Genomic DNA, 20,370 nt, shown 5'->3' on the forward strand with positions numbered 1-20,370 from the left:
ATCGCCGCCACATGATGCTCAGCGTTGGCCCTTCAGGTTCTGGTTAACAGCCTTGCCGAAATTGCTCCAGCAAAAGTCCGCCGCAAATTTGATGCTCGAGGCCCTGTGGTCGGAGGGCTGCGCGATTTGCTCGAGGGTGGCCTGGGCAAAGGCGTCATAGTCATTGATCGTTACCAGTTGTCCCGAGCGCCCGGGAGCCACCGCATCAACTACTCCGCCATTAGCAAAGGCCACTGTCGGCAGACCATGGGCAGCGGCCTCGATTGCCACCATGCCAAAGCCTTCGGGATCGCCGACGATTTTGCGGATGGGAAAGACGTGGACCGTCGATGATCGATAGGCGTCGGCCAACGGCTCGCCATCGGGCAATAGGCCAAGAAATCGGATATTGCCACCCAGCCCCAAGGTATCGGCTGCTTGTTGCAGGCTTGCTTTGCTTTGAACGGTGGCATGCAGGGAGTCGCTGGGCGCATCTCCAACCACCGCCAGGACCACATCTGGATGTCTTGTCGCAATTGCGGGTAGGGCATCGCGCACGAATTCGAGCAAGCCTTTGCGAGTGGTAAGGCGGCCTACGGAAAGAAGGATAGGTCCGTTTCCCAGATCGTACTTCTGGCGGAAACTGCTCGGCTGTTGTGGCTCTGCGGGAAGGCTAACGCCGGGGTAGACAATGCCGATACGCTCGCTTTTCACCCCAGCCTCCAACGCCAACTCCCGCGTCGGATTGCTATTGGCAATCACCCGATCCAACCGCCGAATCGCTGGCAGCCACAGCCAGCGATACACGGGATGATTCACCGAAATATCCAACCCATGCACATACGCCACCGCCTTAGCGCCGCACAACCGCGCGGCGATCAGGGCGATGGGGGCGGTCAGTCCGCTGCCAGCCAGAATCACGTCAGGCCTCCACTTCCTGGCCTGGCGAATGGTTTCCCAACCAGCCTGTAGTAAAAAGCGCCAAAGCGGGCGCAGCGAAGCGGAGGAAAAGCCTACGTTGGCGGGCTTCTGTGATTCGGATTCGGCGGGGCCAACCACGTGCACATCGGCATAGCGCGACAGCTCGTCGGCCATATGCCAGTTCAGTCGCTCCATGCCGCCCACCAGAGGCGGCAGGTTGCGGGTGACGATCAGGATGCGCTGGCGGGCGGCCTCAGGCTGCGACAATGTTTGCCCCCTCCGGCAAACGTCCGCGGGTGTCCACGAGCAGTTTCGCGGCGCGGGTCAGGAGCGGGTAGTCGAACAGGTCGTGGTCGGTGGTCAGCACAATGCAGTCGTATTGGCTGATGCTGTTCTCGGTCAGTTCCACCGACTTCAAATCAAAACTGTACTCCCGCATCTTCGGAAAGCTCGGCACATGCGGGTCGGAGTAGGCGATGTCGGCGCCTTTGTCTTGTAGCAGTTTCATGATTTCTACCGCCGGGGATTCGCGGCTGTCGTCGATGTTCTTTTTATAGGCCAGCCCCAGTACCAGAATGCGGCTGCCTTTGATGGCTTTGCTGCGGTCGTTCAGGGCGTCGGCCACTTTCTGTACGACCCACTGTGGCATGTAGTGGTTGATCTCGCCGGCCAGCTCAATGAAACGGGTGTTGATGCCGTACTCCTTGGCTTTCCAGGTGAGGTAGAAGGGGTCGATGGGGATGCAGTGGCCGCCCAGGCCTGGGCCGGGGGTGTAGGCCACGAAACCGAAGGGTTTGGTGGCGGCGGCGCGGATGACTTCGTGGATGTTGATGCCCATTTTGTCGGCGACGATTTTCATCTCGTTCACCAAGCCGATGTTTACGGCGCGGTGGATGTTTTCCAGCAGTTTGCTCATCTCGGCTACTTTCGGGCTGCTGACCGGCACCATGGTTTTGATGGCGCGTTGGTACAGCGCTACGCCCAGGTTCAGGCAGGTGGGGGTCATGCCGCCAATGACTTTGGGGATGTCCTGGGTGCCGTAAATCGGGTTGCCGGGGTCTTCGCGTTCGGGCGAAAACACCAACGCGCAGTTGCTGCCGGGGGTAAAGCCCCGGGCTTCGAGGCGCGGCGCCAGTTGTTCGTCGGTGGTGCCGGGCCAGGTGGTGCTTTCCAGGCTTAGCAGCTGGCCGGCGCGGAAGTAGGGCAGCAGGCTTTCGACGGTATTGATGACGAAGCTCAGGTCTGGTTCGCGGTGGGCGTTCAGCGGGGTGGGCACGCAAATGATCAGCGCATCGGCTTCGCCGGTGCGCGAGAAGTCGCTGGTGGCTTCCAGGCCTTGCTGCGCTGCCGTTTGAATCTGCTCGGGTTGGATGCGCTCGATGTAGCTGCGGCCGCTGTTGAGGCTGTCGACTTTGTGTTGGTCGATATCAAAGCCGATGACCTTGACGCCCACCTCGGCAAAACGCAGTGCCAGCGGCAGGCCGACGTAGCCCAGGCCGTAGATGCCGACCACGGCCTTGCCCGCTGCAATTTTTTCCCCAAGCAGTTCCAACTCGTTCATTTACTAGGCTCTTTTTTGCCGCGGCGGATGACGCGGCAGCATGCCAGATCGGATCGGCCTTCTACCACTCAAGGTCGCGGTTTTGTGCGGTATGTGGCGCTTGCCGGAGCGGCGCGGTTCAGAGGCTCAGGCGCATGGACAAATCCACGGCTTTTACGTCCTTGGTCAGGGTGCCGATGGAGATGTAGTCCACGCCCGTTTCGGCAATCACCCGCAGGGTGCTGTCGTTGATGCCGCCGGAGGCTTCGAGTTTGGCTTTTCCGGCGGTCATCGCCACCGCTGTACGCATTTCATCCAGGCTCAATTCATCAAGCATGATGATGTCTGCGCCTGAATCCAGCGCTTCCTGCAGCTCGTCCAGGCTCTCTACTTCAACCTCTACCGGCTTGCCGGGCGCGATGCCGTGGGCGGCCTGAATCGCCTGGGCGATGCCGCCGCATGCAGCGATATGGTTTTCTTTGATCAAGAAAGCGTCGTACAGGCCGATGCGATGGTTATGGCAGCCACCTTGGGTAACGGCGTACTTCTGCGCCAGACGCAGCCCGGGCAGGGTTTTGCGTGTGTCGAGCAGTTTTACCTGGGTGCCGGCCACGATGTCGGCGTAGTGGCGGCAGCGGGTGGCGACGGCGGAGAGGGTTTGCAGGAAGTTAAGGGCGGTGCGTTCGCCGCTCAACAGCGCGCGGGCCGGGCCTTCTAGATGAAACAAAGCCTGGTTAGGCTGCACGCGGTCGCCGTCTTGTACTTGCCAGTGCACAGCGACGCGGGGATCTATTTGGGTGAATACGTTGTCAACCCATGCGCTGCCGGCTATGACGGCGGCGTCGCGGGTAATGATGGTGGCGTGGGCCAGGCGTTCGCCGGGGATCAGTTGGGCGGTGATATCGCCGTTGCCGACGTCTTCTCGCAGGGCACGGCGTACGTTGGCTTGAATTTCGGCGCCAAGGTCGGCGAGCAACAGGTTCGGCATTGGGAACTCCCCATTTTCGGATGGGGGCAATTATAAAGAGGAGCAAGCCGCTGTGCAGTGCCCATTTTTGTAGGGTGCAACTGTGCGGTATTGCTCGCGTTGGTCGTCCGTTAGTAGCCGTTTGGAATCAGATGCGGTACATGTGTGATGTAGGTCATATCTGGGCAAGAAGTAGGGTTTCATCTTGCGCGGCCTCTCTATAATCGCTTTTACTGCTTATTATTGACGCCATGCCATTGACGTAACGGATGACGCTCAGTTGATCGTTATGCAGATGTGAGAGCCAGAAGGCCGGTCTGCGGGAGAGTTGCAATGACTGATGCGAAAGTGGTGCACCTGACCAAGGTTGCTCCCGAGCACTCGCCAACATCACCGGCGGGGAGGCTGCCCGTGGCACTCATTCACGTGCGCGACAAAGCTGCCCAGCAGCTGAAACAAGCCTTGCAGGCGTTGTTCGACAACGCGGACGACACTCTCTTCGAGATGGCTGACCGCGCGACCAGCAACTCCGAGCAAAACGCCTTTTTCGAGGCCATGCGTGACCTGCGTCTGAAGCGCAAGGGCATCGAACGCGGCTTCCTGCAAAAAGTCTTCGAAACCTTCGCCAATCTCAACCAGTACGAAATAGGCCGCGCGCCGGTGTTGGATGCTGTGTCGTTCGACACCCTGGCGCTGATTCAGAACGATGAGTTGGAAGAAACCGTAGCGCTGGATTCCATGGTCGCCAAGGTAATGAGCCGCGACGCGGTCTCCCTCGGCCACTTGACCACTCGCATCAACGCGATGGTCAGCAAGAAAATCGACGACAAGACCAACCCTCTGGGCCCGACCGTGCTCTGCGAGTTTTTCCTGGAGGCGTGCAGCCGTCTGGGCGTTGAAATCAAGGTCAAGCTGATCATCCTCAAGCTGTTCGAGAAATACGTACTTAGCGACCTCGACCAGCTGTATGCCGACACCAACCAGCAACTGATTCAGGAAGGCGTACTGCCGGAACTGAAAACCGCGCCCCTGCGCCGCAAAGCCGGCCCGAGTGCCAGCGGTGCTCGTACGGCGGGCACCAGCGGCGCGCCTGGCGTGCAACTGGAAGGCGGGCAGGGCGGTGGTTACGCCAATGAAGATGTGCAGGAAGTGTTTGGCGTGTTGCAGGAGCTGCTGTCGCAGGTCCGTGGCAGCGGTGTGCCGCGCCGCGAAATGCCGGCCGATGCGCTGCCGATTTCCAGCAATGACCTGATGCGCCTGCTCTCTCATATGCAGCAGCGCCCGGTGTACACCAACGCCGCGCAAGACGATTTCGACCTGCGCAACCAGCTCGAGCAACTGCTCGTGCGTGCCAGCGCCAAAAGCGGCAAGTCGCGCGTGGTGGGCGAGGTTGATGAAGACGTCATCAATCTGGTGTCGATGCTGTTCGAATTTATTCTCGACGACCGAACCCTGTCGGACTCGCTCAAGGCCCTGATCGGCCGCTTGCAGATTCCAATGCTGAAAGTGGCGGTGCTCGACAAAACCTTCTTTAGCCGCGGCAGCCACCCGGCGCGCCGTCTGCTGAACGAAATTGCCGCCGCCGCTCTGGGCTGGGCAGAGCAGGATGACGCCCAACGCGACAGCCTGTACCAGAAAATCGAAAGCATCGTGCAGCGCCTGCTGAACGATTTTGTTGACGACCCGGCGATCTTTTCCGAGCTGTTGGCCGACTTCCTCGCCTTTACCGGTGACGAGCGCCGCCGCAGCGAGCTGCTGGAACAACGCACCCGCGATGCCGAAGAAGGCAGCGCCAAGGCCGAACTGGCCCGCCGCGAAGTGGAACACGCGCTGAACGAGCGCCTGCTGGGCAAAACCCTGCCAGAAGTGGTGGTGCGTTTGCTGCAGGAGGCGTGGAGCAAGGTGATGATGCTCACCTGCCTCAAGCACGGCGTGAACTCCTCCGAGTGGGAAGCGGCACTTAGCACCATGGATGATCTGGTGTGGAGCGTGGCGCCGCACGAAGACCCGGAAGCGCGTCTGCGTCTGCTGGAACTGGTGCCTGGTTTGCTCAAGGCCCTGCGCGAAGGGATGGCCAGCGCCGCGTTCGACCCGTTCTCCACCAGCGAATTTTTCAGCCAGCTGGAAAACCTGCATGTGCAGGCATTCCAGCGCTTCAAGCGTCCACTGCCGGAAGCGGTTGAAGAAACCCACGCCGAAGTCGTTCCAAGCCTGGATGGCGAAGCCCCGTTGCTGGAGCTGCCGCCGGAAGAGGAAATCGAAGCCGTTTCCGTGCCGACGATGATCGAAGTGGTTGAGGAAATCGTGCTGCTGGCGCCGGGCGAAAACCACGCGCAGGAGCCCGAAGTTTCGCTGCCAGATGACGACGAGTCGTTGGCTCGCGTGGATAGCCTGGTAGTGGGCAGCTGGGTTGAGTTCCAGGAAGACGAAGAACACAAACTGCGTTGCAAGTTGGCGGCGGTGATCAACCGACCGGCAAGTACATTTTCGTTAACCGCACCGGCATGAAAGTGCTGGAAAAAACCCGGATGGGCCTGGCCGTTGAATTCCGTCGCAATGCGATTCGGTTGCTGGACGATGCGCTGTTGTTCGACCGCGCGCTGGAGTCGGTAATCGGCAACCTGCGTCGCTTGAAAAACGCCTGACCGTTCTATGTGTTACCCACAACGCCCGGCCTCAAGCCGGGCGTTGTCGTTTCTGGGTCTGGACCGGTAGAGTGGTCGGCACCTCAAGGAGCACTTATGCAGCTGGACCCCCTCACTGGCTGGTGCGAAGGCATCCGCCACTGCCCATCACCCAATTTCAACGCCCGCCCCAATGGCGAGATTTCCCTGTTGGTGGTCCACAACATCAGCCTGCCGCCAGGGCAGTTTGGTACGGGTAAGGTGGTGGAGCTGTTTCAGAATGAGCTGCAGGCCGAGGAGCACCCCTATTTCGCCGAGATTTGTCATCTGCGGGTGTCGGCGCATTTTCTGATCGAGCGCGATGGGGCGGTGACGCAGTTTGTGTCCTGCCTGGAGCGGGCCTGGCATGCCGGGGTGTCGCTGTTCGAGGGGCGCGACAACTGTAATGATTTTTCCCTGGGTATCGAGCTGGAAGGGACGGACGATCAGCCTTTTACCGACGCGCAGTACGCCGTGCTGGCGCAGTTGAGTGGCCAGCTGTGCCGGGCGTATTCAGCGATTACTACCGGACGAATTTGCGGACACAGCGACGTTGCTCCGGGGCGCAAGACCGACCCTGGTGATTTTTTCGAATGGCCACGCTTTTTGGCGGGGTTGGCAGAAGAAGGAGTGACGGGCCCACGCTCGTCATCAAAGGGAGAGATGCAATGAGTTTTCTAGTGCTGCTCCTGGTGTTGTGGGTCGAGAAGTTCTCGTCCTGGCGCGCCAGAATCCAGCAAGACGGCGCCTGGCTACGGCTGCTGGCCTGGGCCGAGCGTCAGAGCGCGTTTCGCCATAACCCCTGGTTGCAACTGGCGGTGCTGGTGCTGCTGCCGTTGGCGGCGCTGGCGTTGCTGCTGGCGGTAATCGGGGTGCCGCTGCATGGCTGGTTGGCTTTGCCGGTGCACTTGTGGGTGCTGGTGTACAGCCTGGGCCGTGGCGATCCGCTGGTGGCGCTCGGGCCGTTCCGTGATGCGTGGCGGCGCGAAGACGTTGAGGCGGCGTACTTGGTCGCGCAGCGCGACCTGGGTGTGGAGGCCGCCGATAGCGACAGCCTGCTGCACCAAGCGCAGGGCTTCTTGCTGTGGCAGGGCTATCAAAGCTTCTTCGCGGTGATCTTCTGGTATGCCTTGCTGGGCCCGCTGGCCGCCTTGGCGTATCGGCTGCTGGCGTTGACCGATGAACATGCCCAAGACCCTGCCTTGCGCAGCCGTGCCGCACAGTGGCGACATGCCTTCGACTGGCTGCCGGTGCGTCTGTTGGCCGGTAGTTTTGCCCTGGTGGGCAGCTTTGTGGCGGTTAGCCGGGTACTGCTCCACGAGCTGCTCAACTGGAATATTTCCGCCGCGCAGCTGATCGCCAACAGTGGACGCGCTGCAGAAGATTTCGGTAACCCCACGCTCGGCGAGAGTGGCGTTTCGAGCCTCGATGATTTGTGGCAGTTGCTGGTGCGTGCCGGGGTGTTCTGGTACGCCGGTTTTGCTGTCTGGACGCTTTTGTTTTAACGGATTGTGGTGGCCGTTGGTCGGGCTGAGAGGCCCGATTTAGCAGGGCCCGCGGGGCTTTGGGTGTGAAGTGCCATCACTCAGGTAAATGTCCCCGTCAACTTATAGACGTCACTTTAACCTTAAGTTACAAAGGTGCTGGCCGATATCGGGTATACAGAATGCCGCGCCCGGCAGTCTGTGACTCGCGTCACGTTCGAACTGCCCGTTGACGTCGCCAACGACGCACAAGGGCCGGCAGGGATAAAGCGACTGACCTCCGCTGTCTCCACCGCTCTACCCTGTGACGATCCATAACAATAATGTGAACAGGAGACGTCTTGTGAAGACCGTGCTGTATCCGGCCATCGCGCTGATGAATCGCCTTAGTTTTGGTATGAAATTCAGCTTAATCAGCATCCTGTTTTTCCTGCCGATGCTGGTTACCAACTACTACCTGGTGCAAGACTCTTACAACGAGTTCGTGGGCACCCGGGCCGAGCTGCAAAGCCTCGACCTGATGGGCGCCAGCCTCAAGCTGCGTGGCGACCTGGAAAACCTCAATGACATGGTCGAGATCAACGCTGCCGTCGGTCAATCCGGCAAGGCGGGCGATCTTGAGGCGCGTATTGGCGCGCTGACCAAACGTATCGAAGCCGATTTGCTCAAGCTTGAGCCGGTGGTGACTGATGCCGACCAGATCGAGCTGTTCACCAGCAAGCGCGACGAACTGGAAAAAGCCCTGAAAGCTGCGGATGCCGAGACCTCGCTGCAAAGCAAGGCGCCGATGATCGAGAAGCTGCAGGGCAATATGCAGGTACTGATCAAGATCATCGCCAACCAGGCTGGTCTCAGCCAGGACAGTCAAACCACCGTGCGGCAGATGATCGAACTGGTCACCAACGGCACTACCTCGGTGACGGCGGCATTGAGCACCGGGCGTTCGCTGGGTTCGGCATCCCTGGCGCAGGGTTTCCTCAATTCCTCGGCCAGCGGCAAGTTCGATGAACTGTTGCTGCTTCTGGAAAAACTGCACGCTGAGTACGGCCTGACCATCAACGACGCCCTCGACGGCAGCCCGGCTGCGCAAGAAGCGCTCAAAAGCCTGGCCGAGGCCAGCCGCGCCACCCTGAAAGAGAGCAGCACGCTATTCGAAGACCAGGTGGTAATGGCCGACGCCCTAGACGCACCTTGGCAAGATTTCTACGCCCAAGTGTCAGTGGCGATGGACAAGACTTACCAGCTGAATGACGCGGCGCTGGTTTTCCTCAAGCAGCAATTGCAGAAGCGTCTGGAGCGTAAACAAACCCAGATGGTGCTGCTGGTGGTGGCGCTGTTGGTGGTGTTTATCCTGATTGGCTACCTGTACGGCGGCTTCTACGTCTCGACCCGCACCACGCTGAAAAGCCTGGGCAAGGTGATGGACCAGGTGGCGGCCGGCGATATGACCGTCAGCTTCCATGCACAAAGCCGCGACGAATTGGGCGAGCTCGGTGAAGTGTTCAACGGCACCGTGCAGAAGATTCACCACCTCATCGAGCGCGTTGGCCATACCGTCAGCGCGGTGGGTGTGCAGGCTGATCGCGTGGAAAACGTGTCGGCGCAGAGCAACCTGGCGGTCGCCGGTCAGCGCAGTCAAATCGAGCAAGTGGCTACGGCCATGAACGAGATGTCCGCCACGGCCCAGGAAGTGGCCCGCAGCGCGGCTGCCGCGGTGGACAGCGCGCAGAGCGTCAACCACGAAACCGTCAGCGGCCGTGCCCTGGTGGAATTGCAGGTGGGCAGCATCCAGCGCCTCGCCGATGAAATCGACCAGTCGGTAAGTGTGATCAACCAACTGGCCAGCGACAGCGCGTCCATCAGCCAGGTGCTTGATGTGATCAAGGGCATTGCTGAGCAGACCAACCTGTTGGCGCTTAACGCCGCTATCGAAGCGGCACGTGCCGGTGAGCAGGGTCGCGGGTTTGCCGTGGTGGCCGACGAGGTGCGTAACCTCGCCAAGCGTACGCAGCAGTCCACCGAAGAAATCGAGAAGATGATCGCCAAGCTGCAAGGCGGTGTGGGTGCGGCGGTGAAAACTATGCACAGCAGCCACACCATGGCCGACAACACGGTGAACGAGTCCGGCAAGGTGCAAGTTGCCCTGGAGAATATCCTTGGCGCGGTGGGCATGATCGTCGATCAGAACCAGCAGATTGCCGCGGCGGCTGAGCAGCAGACTGCGGTGGCGCACGATATTGATCAGAACATTGTCGAGATCAATCTGGCCGGCGAGCGCACAGCTGAGGGCGCGAGTCAGACGGAGCAGGCGAGCCGTGAGCTGTCTGGGGAAGTGGCGCATCTGAAGCAGTTGATCAGTGCGTTCCGTGTTTGATGGTTAGTGGGTAAGTGACAAGGCCGCCTTTGGGCGGCCTTGTTGTTTTAGCGGGGTATCACCAGCCAAACACTGCCTTCGCATTATCCGAACTAACCCGCGCCAACACCTCGCCGTCCACACCGCGAAGCTCTGCCAGCGCCACACAAATCTCCGGCAAATGCTCCGGGCTATTTCGCTGCTCGGGAAACATCGCCGGCGCCATATCCGGCGAATCGGTCTCCAGCACAATCGCCTCCAGTGGCAACTGCGCCACCACCTTGCGCAGGCGCAACGCCTGCGGCCAGGTGGCCGCGCCGCCCAGGCCGAGCTTGAAGCCCAACTTGATGTACTCCCTGGCTTCCTCATAACTGCCGCCAAAGGCGTGAATGATGCCGGCGCGTTTGAGCTTGAAACGCTTGAGGGTAGCGATCACCTGCGCGTGGCTGCGGCGCACGTGCAGCAGCGGCGGCAGTTCGAACTCGGCGGCGAGCTGCAGTTGGGCTTCGAAGAGCGCCTGTTGCCGGTCGCGGTCCAGCTCCGGCAGGTAGTAATCCAGTCCGAACTCACCGAGCGCGCAGAGTTTGTCGTGGCCGGCGAGGCGCTCCAGCCACGTGCGCAGTGCTTGCAGGTGCTCAGGCTGGTGCTGCTCCAGATAGACCGGGTGCAGGCCGAGGGCGGCGTAGAGGCTGTCTTCTTGCTGGGCCAGGTCCCATACCCGTTGCCAGTTGGTCTGATAGACGCCGAGCACTACCAGGCGCTCAACTCCTTTTTGCCGGGCGTTGGCCAGGAGCTGGCTGCGATCGGAATCGAAGTCGGGGAAGTCGAGGTGGGTGTGGGTGTCTATCAGGCGCATGGAGGACAGGGTAAATGGATTTGCGTGGGTGTGCCAAAGGGTTGCGTAACGGGGCGACTGAGGCGGAGCGGGCGATGTGGTATCAGTTGCGCGCCAAGCGTTTTATGGGGCTGAAATTCAAGCGCCAGAAACCGATGGGCCATTACATCGTGGACTTTGTTTGTATGGAGCTGGGTTTGATCGTGGAGCTGGACGGCGGTCAGCACGCTGAGCAGGTTGCTTATGACCGGCGCCGTGACGCTTGGTTGGAAGCGCAGGGGTTTACGGTTTTGCGCTTCTGGAATAACCAAGTGTTAGGGGAAATGGAGGCAGTGTTGGAGAGTTTGCGGTTGTGGGTCGAAGGGCAAAAGCGACCCTCTCCCCCGGCCCCTCTCCCGCAGGCGGGCGAGGGGAGACAAGCAAATCGCGGTCGTTCCTGATACCGCGATTGGAACCCCTCTCCCGTTTACGGGAGAGGGGCAGGGGAGAGGGGCTTTTAAGATTAGTGATGCTCACGAGTAGCCCGGAATTTAATCTCCGGCCACCGCTCCTCCATCAAACTCAAATTCACCCGAGTCGGCGCCAAGTAGGTCAAATGCCCGCCACCATCAATGGCCAGGTTTTCCACCGCCTTCACCTTGAATTCCTCAAGCTTCTTCTTATCGCTGCTATCGATCCAACGCGCCGACCACACGGTAATCGGCTCGTACTGGCACTCCACCTTGTATTCGCCCTTCAAACGGCTGGCGACCACATCGAACTGCAGCACACCCACGGCGCCGAGAATGATGTCGTTGCTGCGCTCGGGGAAGAACACCTGGGTGGCGCCTTCTTCGGCCAGCTCTTGCAGGCCTTGGCGCAGTTGCTTGGACTTCAGCGGGTCTTTCAGGCGTACGCGGCGGAACAGTTCCGGGGCGAAATGCGGAATACCGGTAAAACCGAGGTTTTCGCTTTCGGTGAACGTGTCGCCGATCTGAATGGTGCCGTGGTTGTGCAAACCAATAATGTCGCCGGCAAACGCTTCTTCCAACTGCTCACGCTCGGAGGAGAAGAAGGTCAGCGCATCGCCGATCCGCACTTCCTTGCCCAAGCGTACGTGGCGCATTTTCATGCCCTTCTCGTACTTGCCCGAGCAGATGCGCATAAAGGCAATACGGTCGCGGTGCTTGGGGTCCATGTTCGCTTGAATCTTGAACACGAAGCCGGTGAATTTCTCTTCTTCCGGCTCCACGGTGCGCTCGTTGGCAACCCGGGCCAGCGGCTGGGGAGCCCAGTTGACGACCGCGTCCAGCACATGGTCGACGCCGAAGTTGCCGAGCGCGGTCCCGAAGAACACCGGGGTCAGTTTGCCGTCGAGGAATTCCTGCTGGTCGAACTCGTGGCAGGCGCCCTGCACCAGTTCCAGCTGATCGACAAAGCGTTGGTATTCGTCACCCAGGTGGGCGCGGGCTTCATCGGAGTCGAGCTTCTCGATGATTTTTACGTCGGTGCGTTCATGCCCGTGGCCGGCGGTGTACACGATGATGTAGTCGTCGGCCAGGTGATAAACACCCTTGAAATCGCGGTAGCAGCCAATCGGCCAGGTGATCGGCGCGGCTTTGATTTTCAGAACAGCTTCGATCTCGTCGAGCAGTTCAATCGGGTCACGAATGTCGCGGTCGAGCTTGTTGATAAAGCTCACGATGGGGGTGTCGCGCAGGCGGCACACGTCCATCAGGGCGATGGTGCGTGGCTCAACGCCTTTACCGCCGTCGAGCACCATCAGCGCCGAGTCCACCGCGGTCAGGGTGCGGTAGGTGTCTTCGGAGAAGTCTTCGTGGCCGGGGGTGTCGAGCAGGTTGATCATATGCTCGCGGTAGGGGAACTGCATCACCGAGGTGGTGATGGAAATACCGCGTTGCTTCTCCATTTCCATCCAGTCGGACGTCGCATGCCGGTCGGATTTACGCGACTTCACCGTACCAGCCACAGCAATGGCTTTACCCATCAGCAAGAGCTTTTCGGTAATGGTGGTTTTACCGGCGTCGGGGTGGGAGATGATGGCGAACGTGCGGCGTTTCGCGACTTCGGCGGCCTGAGTGGTCATGCGGGAACCTGGTCGTGGAGCTGGAAATTGGCCGCGAAGTATACACAGATGCCCGCCGCGTTTGGTGGCGGCGAGCCCAATGGCTTAGCCCGCTTGGGCTTTCAAGGCCGCCTCGATGCTGAAGCACACCATCAACGACCACGGGGTTTGCGCCACGCCCGTATTCACCGGGCAGAACACTCGCACCAGGTCGCCGCTCTGCACATAGCGCAAGGCTTTGCCGCTCTTGATGGCCTGGCGGGCTTCGGCGCTCAGGTCGCTGGCCGGTTTGCCCATCCAGGCCGGGTCCGGGTGAGTGACGTAGTTGCCCGCCGTGGAGATCAACGCCAGGTAACCGACGCCCAACGGTTTACGTTCCGACAGCTCTTTTTGCATCGCATCCACGGCAAAGTCGGCGCCGAGAATGCCGGCGAACCGCTCGTTGAATTTCACCAGCACCATTAGGGAAGTCATACGGATGTTGCGGCCATTCACCGGGTAGTCGTAGGGCTCCATCATCACGTCGTGGTTGCTACGGCGGGGGATTTCGTACCAGTCGTTGAGGCCGGGTTTGTCGTGGTCAGCCAGTGGCTCCATGGCGACGTTGCCCTGGCCACGGTTCCAGTACGGAATAAACCGGCCATCCGGCGCATGGCCGGGGGCGCCGCGAAACTCGCTGTTGCGACCATCCAGCAAGTCGCCTTCCAGGCAGCAGGAGTAGGCCAGCACATCTTTATCAGCCTTGAGGTTGGCGGCCATCACGGCGCTGATCGCATCGCGCCCGGGGCCGAGCTTGGCGTGCCACAGGCCTTCAATAAAGCGTTTCACCCCATGCAGGCTGGCCGCCAGTTTGGCAAAGCGGGTTTCCAGGCGCGCCGCTTCCTGCGATGCCAATAGATGGGCAGTTTCCTGCAACGCATCGCGTTCGGCCGCCTCCACGCCTTTTACGGCATTGCGGGTGTCGACGCCGATGCTCGCTACCTTTTGGGCGATGTCGCTGGTGGCCGTGGCGGTGCGTTGTGCCAGGGCGCGCACCTCATCCGCTACCACGGCAAACCCACGACCCACTTCACCGGCGCGGGCCGCTTCAATGGCGGCGTTCAGCGCCAGCAAATTGGTGTGCTTGGCCACGTCGCGGATGACGTTGACGATGCCGTTGATCTCGTTGGCGTTGTGTTCCAGATCGCTGACCAGCTTCTTGATCTGGCCCATGGTGTTGTCGAGTGCATCCTGCTTGGCGACGGGTTTTGCGGCGGTGCTGGTTGGGCGTGCGGACAGGGTTTGCACGGTGCGCTCTCTTAGGCAAAGGCCTGGACTGCGATGGGAGCGTGGGGCTGTGCAGTGAGCATGCCAGGACGGGATAGCCGCGTGGATTAGCAGTTTTACGGGCCTGGGTTGGCTATGGGCAACGAGACGTGGTGCGTGAAGGTGCATCAGAGCGCCGCAGGGTGTGCTGCGCGCACCAAGGCGTACCGCCGATTACGGTCTTGTGTGGGCTTGGCAGAAACGACAAAGTAGCGATTTTCCATCGGCATCCAACGAGGCAGTACCGCCATGATTCGTTTGGCAGTGGTAGAGGACGACCCGCGGTTTCGTGACTCGGTGCAGGCCGCTGTTGCGCTTGCCGACGATGTAACCCTGAGCGCTGTGGCCATGACTCGTCGCGAAGGTTTGGCGTTGTTGGACGGCCCGGCCGCCGATGTGTTGTTGGTGGATTTGGGCCTGCCCGATGGTTCGGGTATCGATGTGATTGCGGCGGCTCAGCACGCCTGGCCCGACTGCGCCGTGATGGTCGCGACCCTGTTTGGCGACGAGGAACGGGTACTGGCCAGTATCAGCGCCGGGGCGGCCGGGTATCTGCTCAAGGATGAATTGGCGCCCGGCATCGTCGAGGCCATTCGCACCCTGCATGCCGGCGGCAGCCCCATCAGCCCCATCATTGCCCGGCGCTTGCTGCGTCAGTTTCGCCCCGTCGCTGTCGCCAGCAACCCGACACTCCCACCTGAGTCGGTACAGGAACCGCTGGCGGAATTGTCTGAGCGTGAGCGAGCGGTGCTCGATCAGATTGCCCAAGGGTTCGTCAGCAATGAAATCGCCGAAACGCTCGGTGTTTCGCCCTGGACCGTGCAGACCTATATCCGCCGTATCTACCGCAAGCTGGGCGTGCGTTCGCGCGCAGCGGTGGTGGTGGAAGCCCATCGCCGTGGCCTGCTCAATGACGAGGGCCGTACGTGAGGGCAGGGTTGCTGGCGCTTTGGCTGGGCCTGCTGGCGATCCTGCCGGTAGATGCCAGCGAGCCACCGCCCGCCGTGCATTTCACGGCCGTGCAAGCGCTGACGTTACCGCCCACCACCGAAGCATTTGCGCCACCGCCTGGCCGGCTCCTGCGCCCGCTGCCAGACAGCGGTTGGCAAACGGTGCAATTGCCCCATGTGAGCATGCCGCGCACCTTGGGTAGCGCGCGTGAAGGCCAGGTGCAAACCACCTGGTACAGCGTGCATCTGGCTAAACCGTTGCTGGCCAGCAAGGCGCCGCTATATCTGTATCTCCCGCGCTGGCAAACCGTGGGGCAAGTGGCGCTGTACGGCGATGGCCGTTTGCTCTGGCGCTCCGAGGGCGACCCGGTGTGGAACGGTTTCAACCAGCCGCTATGGGTGGCCCTGGATGCGTTGGATGAACGCACGCGGCCCAGCGAACTGTTGCTGCGTATGGACAGCACCGTGGGTCAGGGCGCCGGCATTTCCAGTTTATGGGTGGGCCCGCAAGCCGAGTTGCAGGGGCGTTATCGCTGGCGTCAGGCCTTGCAGGTGTACTTGCCGCCGGCCATCGGCGTGGCGTTTTTGGCCCTGGGGGTGTTTGCCGTGGCGGTGTGGTATGCGCGTCGCGAGCCCTTGTATGGGTTGTTTGCCGTGGCGTCGCTGCTGTTTGCGCTGCGCTGCCTGCATTACGTCGGGCCCCTGGATACGCAGCTGTTTCCCTCCGCCTGGTTCGGTTGGCTGACCGTCAACGCGATGAACCTGATGGGCATGATCTGCCTGATTTTCAACTTCCACCTCAGCGGCACGCGGCGGCCGTGGCTGGAGCGCAGCTTGCTGGCGGCTGCGTTGCTGGCGGGTGTGTTGACCCTGCCCTGGTTGGTGTCCTCGCAACATATCGCCGCATTGGCCGCCGTGGGCCACGGCGTGTTGTTGGTGCTGGTGCTGGCGGCGACGGTGGTGCTGGTGCGGCAAACCTGGCGGCGGCCCGGTGTGGCGCAGTGGTTGGCGTGGCTCAACGTCATTTCTCTGCCGGTAGCCACCCACGACCTGTTGTTGCAGAACTACCTGCTCAGCCTCGAGCAGCCGTACCTGATGCCCTATTGGGAAATCGGGTTCTGCCTGCTGTTTTCCTATGTATTGCTGCGCCGCTACCTGGACAGCATTCATGGCCTGGAGCGCAGCCAGGAGTTGCTGGCCTCCACCCTGGTGCAGCGTGAAGCCGAGCTGGCGGCCAGTTATCAACAGCTGCACGCCATCGAGCAGCGGCAAACCCTGGCCCGCGAACGGCAGCGGCTGATGCAGGACATGCACGACGGCCTGGGCTCCTCGCTCACCGGCGCGCTGCGCATGGCCGAGCACGGCAGCGCGGTGGCCGATATCGAGCAGGTGCTGCGCGAATGCATGGATGAGCTGAAGCTGACCATCGACTCGCTCGAACCCATGGAAGCCGACCTCACCCTGCTGCTGGCGACCCTGCGGTATCGCCTGCAACCGCGTTTGCTGGCCGCCGGCGTGCAATTGCAGTGGCAGGTGCAGGCCTTGCCTAGCCTGGACTGGCTGACGCCGGGCAACGCCTTGCATGTGCTGCGCATTGTTCAGGAGGTGGTGAGCAATATCCTCAAGCACGCCGGAGCCCAGCGCATCACCTTTAGTACCGAGGCCAGCGAGGCGGGCGTGGCGGTGCGCGTGGCGGACGATGGCAACGGGTTTGTGCCGCCTGAGCAGGTGGCCGGCAGCGGGCGCGGGGTGGGTAATATTCGTAGTCGGGCGGCAGCGTTGAGTAGTGAGGTGCAGTGGCGGGTGAGTGAGCAGGGGAGAGGTACGGTGTTTACGTTGTGGTTGCCGGTGGCGGGGCCGAATGGGGGCTGAGCGGCCTGTCTCGGTCAGCTCCCTCTGCCCGCTTGCGGGAGAGGGCGGGGGAGAGGGCTTTGCTCTTAAGCGTCAGCTGATCAAACCTCACAATCAAAACCCTCTCCCTAGCCCTCTCCCGCAAGCGGGCAGAGGGGACCGATGGGTGGTGGGGCGGGAAGAATAATTACCTGCCCCAACGGTCAGCCCAACTGAACCCTCACCCCGATAGTCGGTCTGTCAAAAAAGACCCGGACACTTACCTAGGCACCTACGCTGCAACCCTTGATTGGCAACGGTTTGTGCAGCATTTCGGACGTTTTGTTTGTTATCCAAAACGAGGCGGCAAATAGGTGCAAAACAGCGGCATTTTTTGATTGATTCTGCCCCCACATGCTCCTAAAGTTCGCGCCCGAACGTCCATGCTGGAAACGATCCATGCGGCTCAAGTACTGACGACGAGAGATCGAATTCGATACTCGGCGACAAGCCTTGGGAAGTAGGCGAACCAAAGTGGGGAAACGGATTAGACGTTCGCGGCTTTGTCACAAAGCCACCCCTAACTACCTTTGTTTGTTTTGCCCATGGAGTCCCGAGTATGTCGATCAAGGTCGAAGACTATTACGCGCGTGAAACCTTCCAGAAGATGAAGGCGTTCGCCGACGAGAAAGAAACCCCATTCGTGGTGATCGATACCCAGATCATCAGCCAGGCCTACGACGACCTGCGCGCCGGTTTTGAATTTGCCAAGGTGTACTACGCCGTCAAGGCCAACCCGGCCATCGAGATCATCGAGCTGTTGCGCGACAAGGGCTCGAACTTCGACATCGCCTCGATCTATGAACTGGACAAGGTGCTGTCCGCCGGTGTCGGCCCGGAGCGCATGAGCTACGGCAACACCATCAAAAAATCCAAAGACATTCGTTACTTCTACGAAAAAGGCGTGCGCCTGTACGCCACCGACTCCGAGGCCGACCTGCGCAATATCGCCAAGGCCGCGCCGGGTTCGAAAGTCTACGTACGCATTCTCACCGAAGGCTCGACCACCGCTGACTGGCCACTGTCGCGCAAATTCGGCTGCCAGACCGACATGGCCATGGACCTGCTGATTCTAGCCCGTGACCTGGGCCTGGTGCCGTACGGCCTGTCATTCCACGTGGGTTCGCAGCAGCGCGATATCTCGGTATGGGATGCGGCGATTGCCAAAGTGAAAGTGATTTTCGAGCGCCTGAAAGAAGAAGACGGCATCGAGCTGAAACTGATCAACATGGGTGGCGGCTTCCCGGCCAACTACATCACCCGCACCAACAGCCTGGAAACCTACGCCGAAGAAATCATCCGTTTCCTCAAGGAAGACTTCGGTGACGACCTGCCGGAAATCATTCTGGAGCCAGGCCGCTCGCTGATCGCCAACGCCGGCATTCTAGTCAGCGAAGTGGTGCTGGTGGCGCGTAAATCGCGTACCGCGGTGGAGCGCTGGGTGTATGTGGACGTGGGCAAGTTCTCCGGCCTGATCGAAACCATGGACGAGTCCATCAAGTTCCCGATCTGGACCGAGAAGAAAGGCGAAGTGGAAGAAGTGGTGATCGCGGGCCCAACCTGCGACAGCGCCGACATCATGTACGAGAACTACAAGTACGGCCTGCCGCTGAACCTGGCCATTGGTGACCGCCTGTACTGGCTGTCCACCGGTGCCTACACCACCAGCTACAGCGCAGTGGAATTCAACGGCTTCCCGCCGCTGAAGGCGTTCTACCTGTAAGGCTTGTGGAATGAAAAAGCCCCGCCATGTGCGGGGCTTTTTTGTGTCTTTCTTTCCTAGGATGGGTAGAGCTGTTTCGTAGGATGGGTGGGGCCGCCCAGGCGAGCGCAGCGAAACCCATCGATTCGCGTAACGATGGGTTTCGCTGCGCTCTACCCATCCTACGAAGATCAAGTGCGTAGCGCGGCGTACGCCTGGCGGTCGGCGTCGTCGCCAAGCTCGGCGGCGCGGCGGAAGTAGTCGGTGGCGACGGCGCGAATTTCGGGCTGCTCGGCTTGCTGTAGAGAGTGACGGGCCACGCGCAGGAAGTTGAGGTTGCCGTGCTGCAGCGCTGTCCGCAGCCAGCCTATTGCCGCCTCGATCTCACCTTGTTCAACCAGCACCGCCGCGTGGCTGAACTGCCCACGAAAATCTCCAGCTTCGGCAGAGCGGCGATACCACTGATGAGCCAGCGTGGTATCGCGCAACACCGCCTGACCCTCTTCGTAGAACCGCCCGACCAAGTTCATCGACTTGGCATGTCCCTGCGCGGCCGCACGCAGGTACAACGCGAAGGCTTGCGGCGGGTCACGCAGTACGCCGCGTCCGGTGGCGAGCAGGTTGGCCAGGTTGTATTGGCCCCAGTCCAGCCCTGCGTCAGCGGCGTATTGATAATGCTCGGCGGCGGCCGGCAGGTTGGCTTCCGAGCCCCAGCCGTGTTCCAGGCAACGCCCGAGCATGTTGTGCGCCATGGCGTGGCCCTGGCGGGCGGCGATGCGGAACCAGGTGACGGCCAAGGCTGGGTCGCGCTCGATACCGCGCCCGTCGAGCAGCAGTTGGCCGAGCATGGTTTGCGCGTCCAGCAGGCCTTGCTTGGCGGCAGCCAGAATGGCTTTGGCGGCGCGGCCGGGGTCCACCGACAGCAGCGCAACCAGCTCTTCGGCGTTCAGGTGTTCTTCGCGGCGCAGGCTGGCGTTGGGCACGTTAAACGTCCGCCCAGCGGCGCAGCAGGTTGTGGTAATTGCCGGTCAGTTGCAGCAGGGCAGGGTGGTCGGGTACGTCGCGGGTCAGGTGCTGAATGGCCTGGTCCATCTCGAACAGCAGCGCGCGCTGGCTGTCTTCACGCACCAGGCTCTGGGTCCAGAAAAACGAGGCAAAGCGCGCGCCGCGGGTGACGGCTTCCACCTTGTGCAAGCTGGTGCCGGGGTACAGCACCATATCGCCGGCCGGCAGTTTTACCCGCTGGTTGCCGTAGGTGTCCTGAATCACCAATTCGCCGCCGTCGTACTCTTCCGGATCGCTGAAAAACACGGTGGCGGACAGGTCGGTGCGCACCCGCTCCACGCTGTTTTTCACCTGGCGAATGGCGTTGTCGATATGGAAGCCGAATTCGCCGCCGCCGGTGTAGCAATTGATCAGTGGCGGAAAGACTTTATGCGGCAACGCGGCCGACATGAATAACGGGTTTTGCCACAAGCGCGTGAGCATTTGCGTGCTGATTTCGCGCACCAGCGGATGGTCTTCCGGCAGCTGCAAATTGTGTTTGGCTTTGGCCGACTGGTGGCCCGCCGTCACTTTGCCGTCGGCCCATTCGGCCTGTTCCAGCGCGACGCGAATCTGCTTGATTTCATCGCGGGTGAAAACGCCGGGAATGTGCAACAGCATGGCGAAACCGTGTGTAGTTGAAAGTAAGTCTCAAATGATAATTCATTGCTT

At 60.9% G+C, this 20,370-nt stretch carries 14 protein-coding genes and 3 pseudogenes; 9 read left to right on the forward strand and 8 right to left on the reverse strand.

The annotated features are described in order from the left end of the window. Positions 1–18 precede the first annotated feature (18 nt). From AC0V2S_RS03435 to nadC, 3 genes are all read right to left on the reverse strand, one after another. Positions 19–1,167: a glycosyltransferase family 4 protein gene (locus AC0V2S_RS03435; RefSeq protein WP_475508502.1), complete on the reverse strand. Its 1,149-nt coding sequence runs from the start codon at positions 1,165–1,167 to the stop codon at positions 19–21. Then, positions 1,154–2,461 (reverse strand): nucleotide sugar dehydrogenase, encoded by a 1,308-nt coding sequence (locus AC0V2S_RS03440; protein ID WP_475508503.1) that lies wholly within the window; start codon positions 2,459–2,461, stop codon positions 1,154–1,156. The genes AC0V2S_RS03435 and AC0V2S_RS03440 overlap by 14 nt, the downstream gene beginning before the upstream one ends. Before the next feature lie 118 nt (positions 2,462–2,579). Beyond that, positions 2,580–3,428, reverse strand: a complete 849-nt coding sequence (gene nadC / locus AC0V2S_RS03445; protein WP_475508504.1) for a carboxylating nicotinate-nucleotide diphosphorylase — start codon at positions 3,426–3,428, stop codon at positions 2,580–2,582. A gap of 312 nt (positions 3,429–3,740) precedes the next feature. Between nadC and AC0V2S_RS03450 the strand changes: the two are divergent. The 5 genes and pseudogenes from AC0V2S_RS03450 to AC0V2S_RS03470 all read left to right on the forward strand — a co-directional run bounded on the left by AC0V2S_RS03450 (position 3,741) and on the right by AC0V2S_RS03470 (position 9,928). Beyond that, positions 3,741–6,052 (forward strand): annotated as a pseudogene (locus tag AC0V2S_RS03450) (DUF1631 domain-containing protein). Positions 6,053–6,148: 96 nt separating this feature from the next. Beyond that, the gene (gene ampD, locus AC0V2S_RS03455; RefSeq protein ID WP_475508505.1) at positions 6,149–6,742 is read left to right on the forward strand and encodes a 1,6-anhydro-N-acetylmuramyl-L-alanine amidase AmpD; all 594 of its coding nucleotides are present in this window, start codon (positions 6,149–6,151) and stop codon (positions 6,740–6,742) included. Then, positions 6,739–7,575, forward strand: a complete 837-nt coding sequence (gene ampE, locus AC0V2S_RS03460; RefSeq protein WP_475508506.1) for a regulatory signaling modulator protein AmpE — start codon at positions 6,739–6,741, stop codon at positions 7,573–7,575. The genes ampD and ampE overlap by 4 nt, the downstream gene beginning before the upstream one ends. A gap of 1,291 nt (positions 7,576–8,866) precedes the next feature. Further along, positions 8,867–9,070: pseudogene (locus tag AC0V2S_RS03465) on the forward strand (HAMP domain-containing protein); the annotation flags it as partial. A gap of 153 nt (positions 9,071–9,223) precedes the next feature. Further along, a complete protein-coding gene (locus tag AC0V2S_RS03470) occupies positions 9,224–9,928 on the forward strand; it encodes a methyl-accepting chemotaxis protein (protein WP_475508697.1) in 705 nt (234 codons plus the stop codon). A gap of 58 nt (positions 9,929–9,986) precedes the next feature. Here the strand turns inward: AC0V2S_RS03470 and AC0V2S_RS03475 are convergent, their stop codons facing one another. After that, complete coding sequence (locus AC0V2S_RS03475) at positions 9,987–10,763, reverse strand: TatD family hydrolase (RefSeq protein ID WP_475508507.1); 777 nt, start codon at positions 10,761–10,763, stop codon at positions 9,987–9,989. 14 nt (positions 10,764–10,777) lie between these two features. On the opposite strand from AC0V2S_RS03475, the gene AC0V2S_RS03480 reads away from it, so the two are divergent. Then, entirely contained in the window at positions 10,778–11,182 is a 405-nt protein-coding gene (locus AC0V2S_RS03480) for an endonuclease domain-containing protein (RefSeq protein WP_475508508.1), read from the forward strand. Positions 11,183–11,244: 62 nt separating this feature from the next. Here AC0V2S_RS03480 and AC0V2S_RS03485 read toward each other — a convergent pair whose 3' ends face one another. Next, positions 11,245–12,828 carry a peptide chain release factor 3 gene (locus tag AC0V2S_RS03485; RefSeq protein ID WP_475508509.1) on the reverse strand — a complete coding sequence of 528 codons (1,584 nt, stop codon included), beginning with the start codon at positions 12,826–12,828 and terminating at the stop codon, positions 11,245–11,247. Between the two features lie 912 nt (positions 12,829–13,740). Next, positions 13,741–14,241, reverse strand: a pseudogene (locus AC0V2S_RS03490) (methyl-accepting chemotaxis protein); the annotation flags it as partial. Positions 14,242–14,361: 120 nt separating this feature from the next. Between AC0V2S_RS03490 and AC0V2S_RS03495 the strand changes: the two are divergent. The 3 genes from AC0V2S_RS03495 (at position 14,362) to AC0V2S_RS03505 (ending at position 18,675) form a co-directional block, all read left to right on the forward strand. After that, positions 14,362–15,042 carry a LuxR C-terminal-related transcriptional regulator gene (locus tag AC0V2S_RS03495; RefSeq protein WP_475508510.1) on the forward strand — a complete coding sequence of 227 codons (681 nt, stop codon included), beginning with the start codon at positions 14,362–14,364 and terminating at the stop codon, positions 15,040–15,042. Then, a complete protein-coding gene (locus tag AC0V2S_RS03500) occupies positions 15,039–16,934 on the forward strand; it encodes a sensor histidine kinase (RefSeq protein ID WP_475508511.1) in 1,896 nt (631 codons plus the stop codon). The genes AC0V2S_RS03495 and AC0V2S_RS03500 overlap by 4 nt, the downstream gene beginning before the upstream one ends. A 577-nt stretch (positions 16,935–17,511) precedes the next feature. After that, positions 17,512–18,675 (forward strand): type III PLP-dependent enzyme, encoded by a 1,164-nt coding sequence (locus AC0V2S_RS03505; RefSeq protein ID WP_475508512.1) that lies wholly within the window; start codon positions 17,512–17,514, stop codon positions 18,673–18,675. A gap of 170 nt (positions 18,676–18,845) precedes the next feature. Here AC0V2S_RS03505 and AC0V2S_RS03510 read toward each other — a convergent pair whose 3' ends face one another. After that, entirely contained in the window at positions 18,846–19,637 is a 792-nt protein-coding gene (locus AC0V2S_RS03510; protein ID WP_475508513.1) for a tetratricopeptide repeat protein, read from the reverse strand. A gap of 1 nt (position 19,638) precedes the next feature. Further along, positions 19,639–20,319 carry a Fe2+-dependent dioxygenase gene (locus tag AC0V2S_RS03515; protein WP_475508514.1) on the reverse strand — a complete coding sequence of 227 codons (681 nt, stop codon included), beginning with the start codon at positions 20,317–20,319 and terminating at the stop codon, positions 19,639–19,641. Between the last annotated feature and the right edge of the window lie 51 nt (positions 20,320–20,370).

It is taken from the genome of Pseudomonas sp. CC11G, from assembly GCF_056174845.1.

Bases quoted from the DNA above. Each gene is read 5' to 3' on its own strand.
- AC0V2S_RS03475 (WP_475508507.1), bottom strand. From the start codon at position 10,763: ATGCGCCTGATAGACACCCACACCCACCTCGACTTCCCCGACTTCGAT.
- AC0V2S_RS03480 (WP_475508508.1), top strand. From the start codon at position 10,778: ATGGATTTGCGTGGGTGTGCCAAAGGGTTGCGTAACGGGGCGACTGAG.
- AC0V2S_RS03485 (WP_475508509.1), bottom strand. From the start codon at position 12,828: ATGACCACTCAGGCCGCCGAAGTCGCGAAACGCCGCACGTTCGCCATC.
- ampD (WP_475508505.1), top strand. From the start codon at position 6,149: ATGCAGCTGGACCCCCTCACTGGCTGGTGCGAAGGCATCCGCCACTGC.
- ampE (WP_475508506.1), top strand. From the start codon at position 6,739: ATGAGTTTTCTAGTGCTGCTCCTGGTGTTGTGGGTCGAGAAGTTCTCG.
- AC0V2S_RS03495 (WP_475508510.1), top strand. From the start codon at position 14,362: ATGATTCGTTTGGCAGTGGTAGAGGACGACCCGCGGTTTCGTGACTCG.
- nadC (WP_475508504.1), bottom strand. From the start codon at position 3,428: ATGCCGAACCTGTTGCTCGCCGACCTTGGCGCCGAAATTCAAGCCAAC.
- AC0V2S_RS03470 (WP_475508697.1), top strand. From the start codon at position 9,224: ATGTCCGCCACGGCCCAGGAAGTGGCCCGCAGCGCGGCTGCCGCGGTG.
- AC0V2S_RS03505 (WP_475508512.1), top strand. From the start codon at position 17,512: ATGTCGATCAAGGTCGAAGACTATTACGCGCGTGAAACCTTCCAGAAG.
- AC0V2S_RS03440 (WP_475508503.1), bottom strand. From the start codon at position 2,461: ATGAACGAGTTGGAACTGCTTGGGGAAAAAATTGCAGCGGGCAAGGCC.
- AC0V2S_RS03515 (WP_475508514.1), bottom strand. From the start codon at position 20,319: ATGCTGTTGCACATTCCCGGCGTTTTCACCCGCGATGAAATCAAGCAG.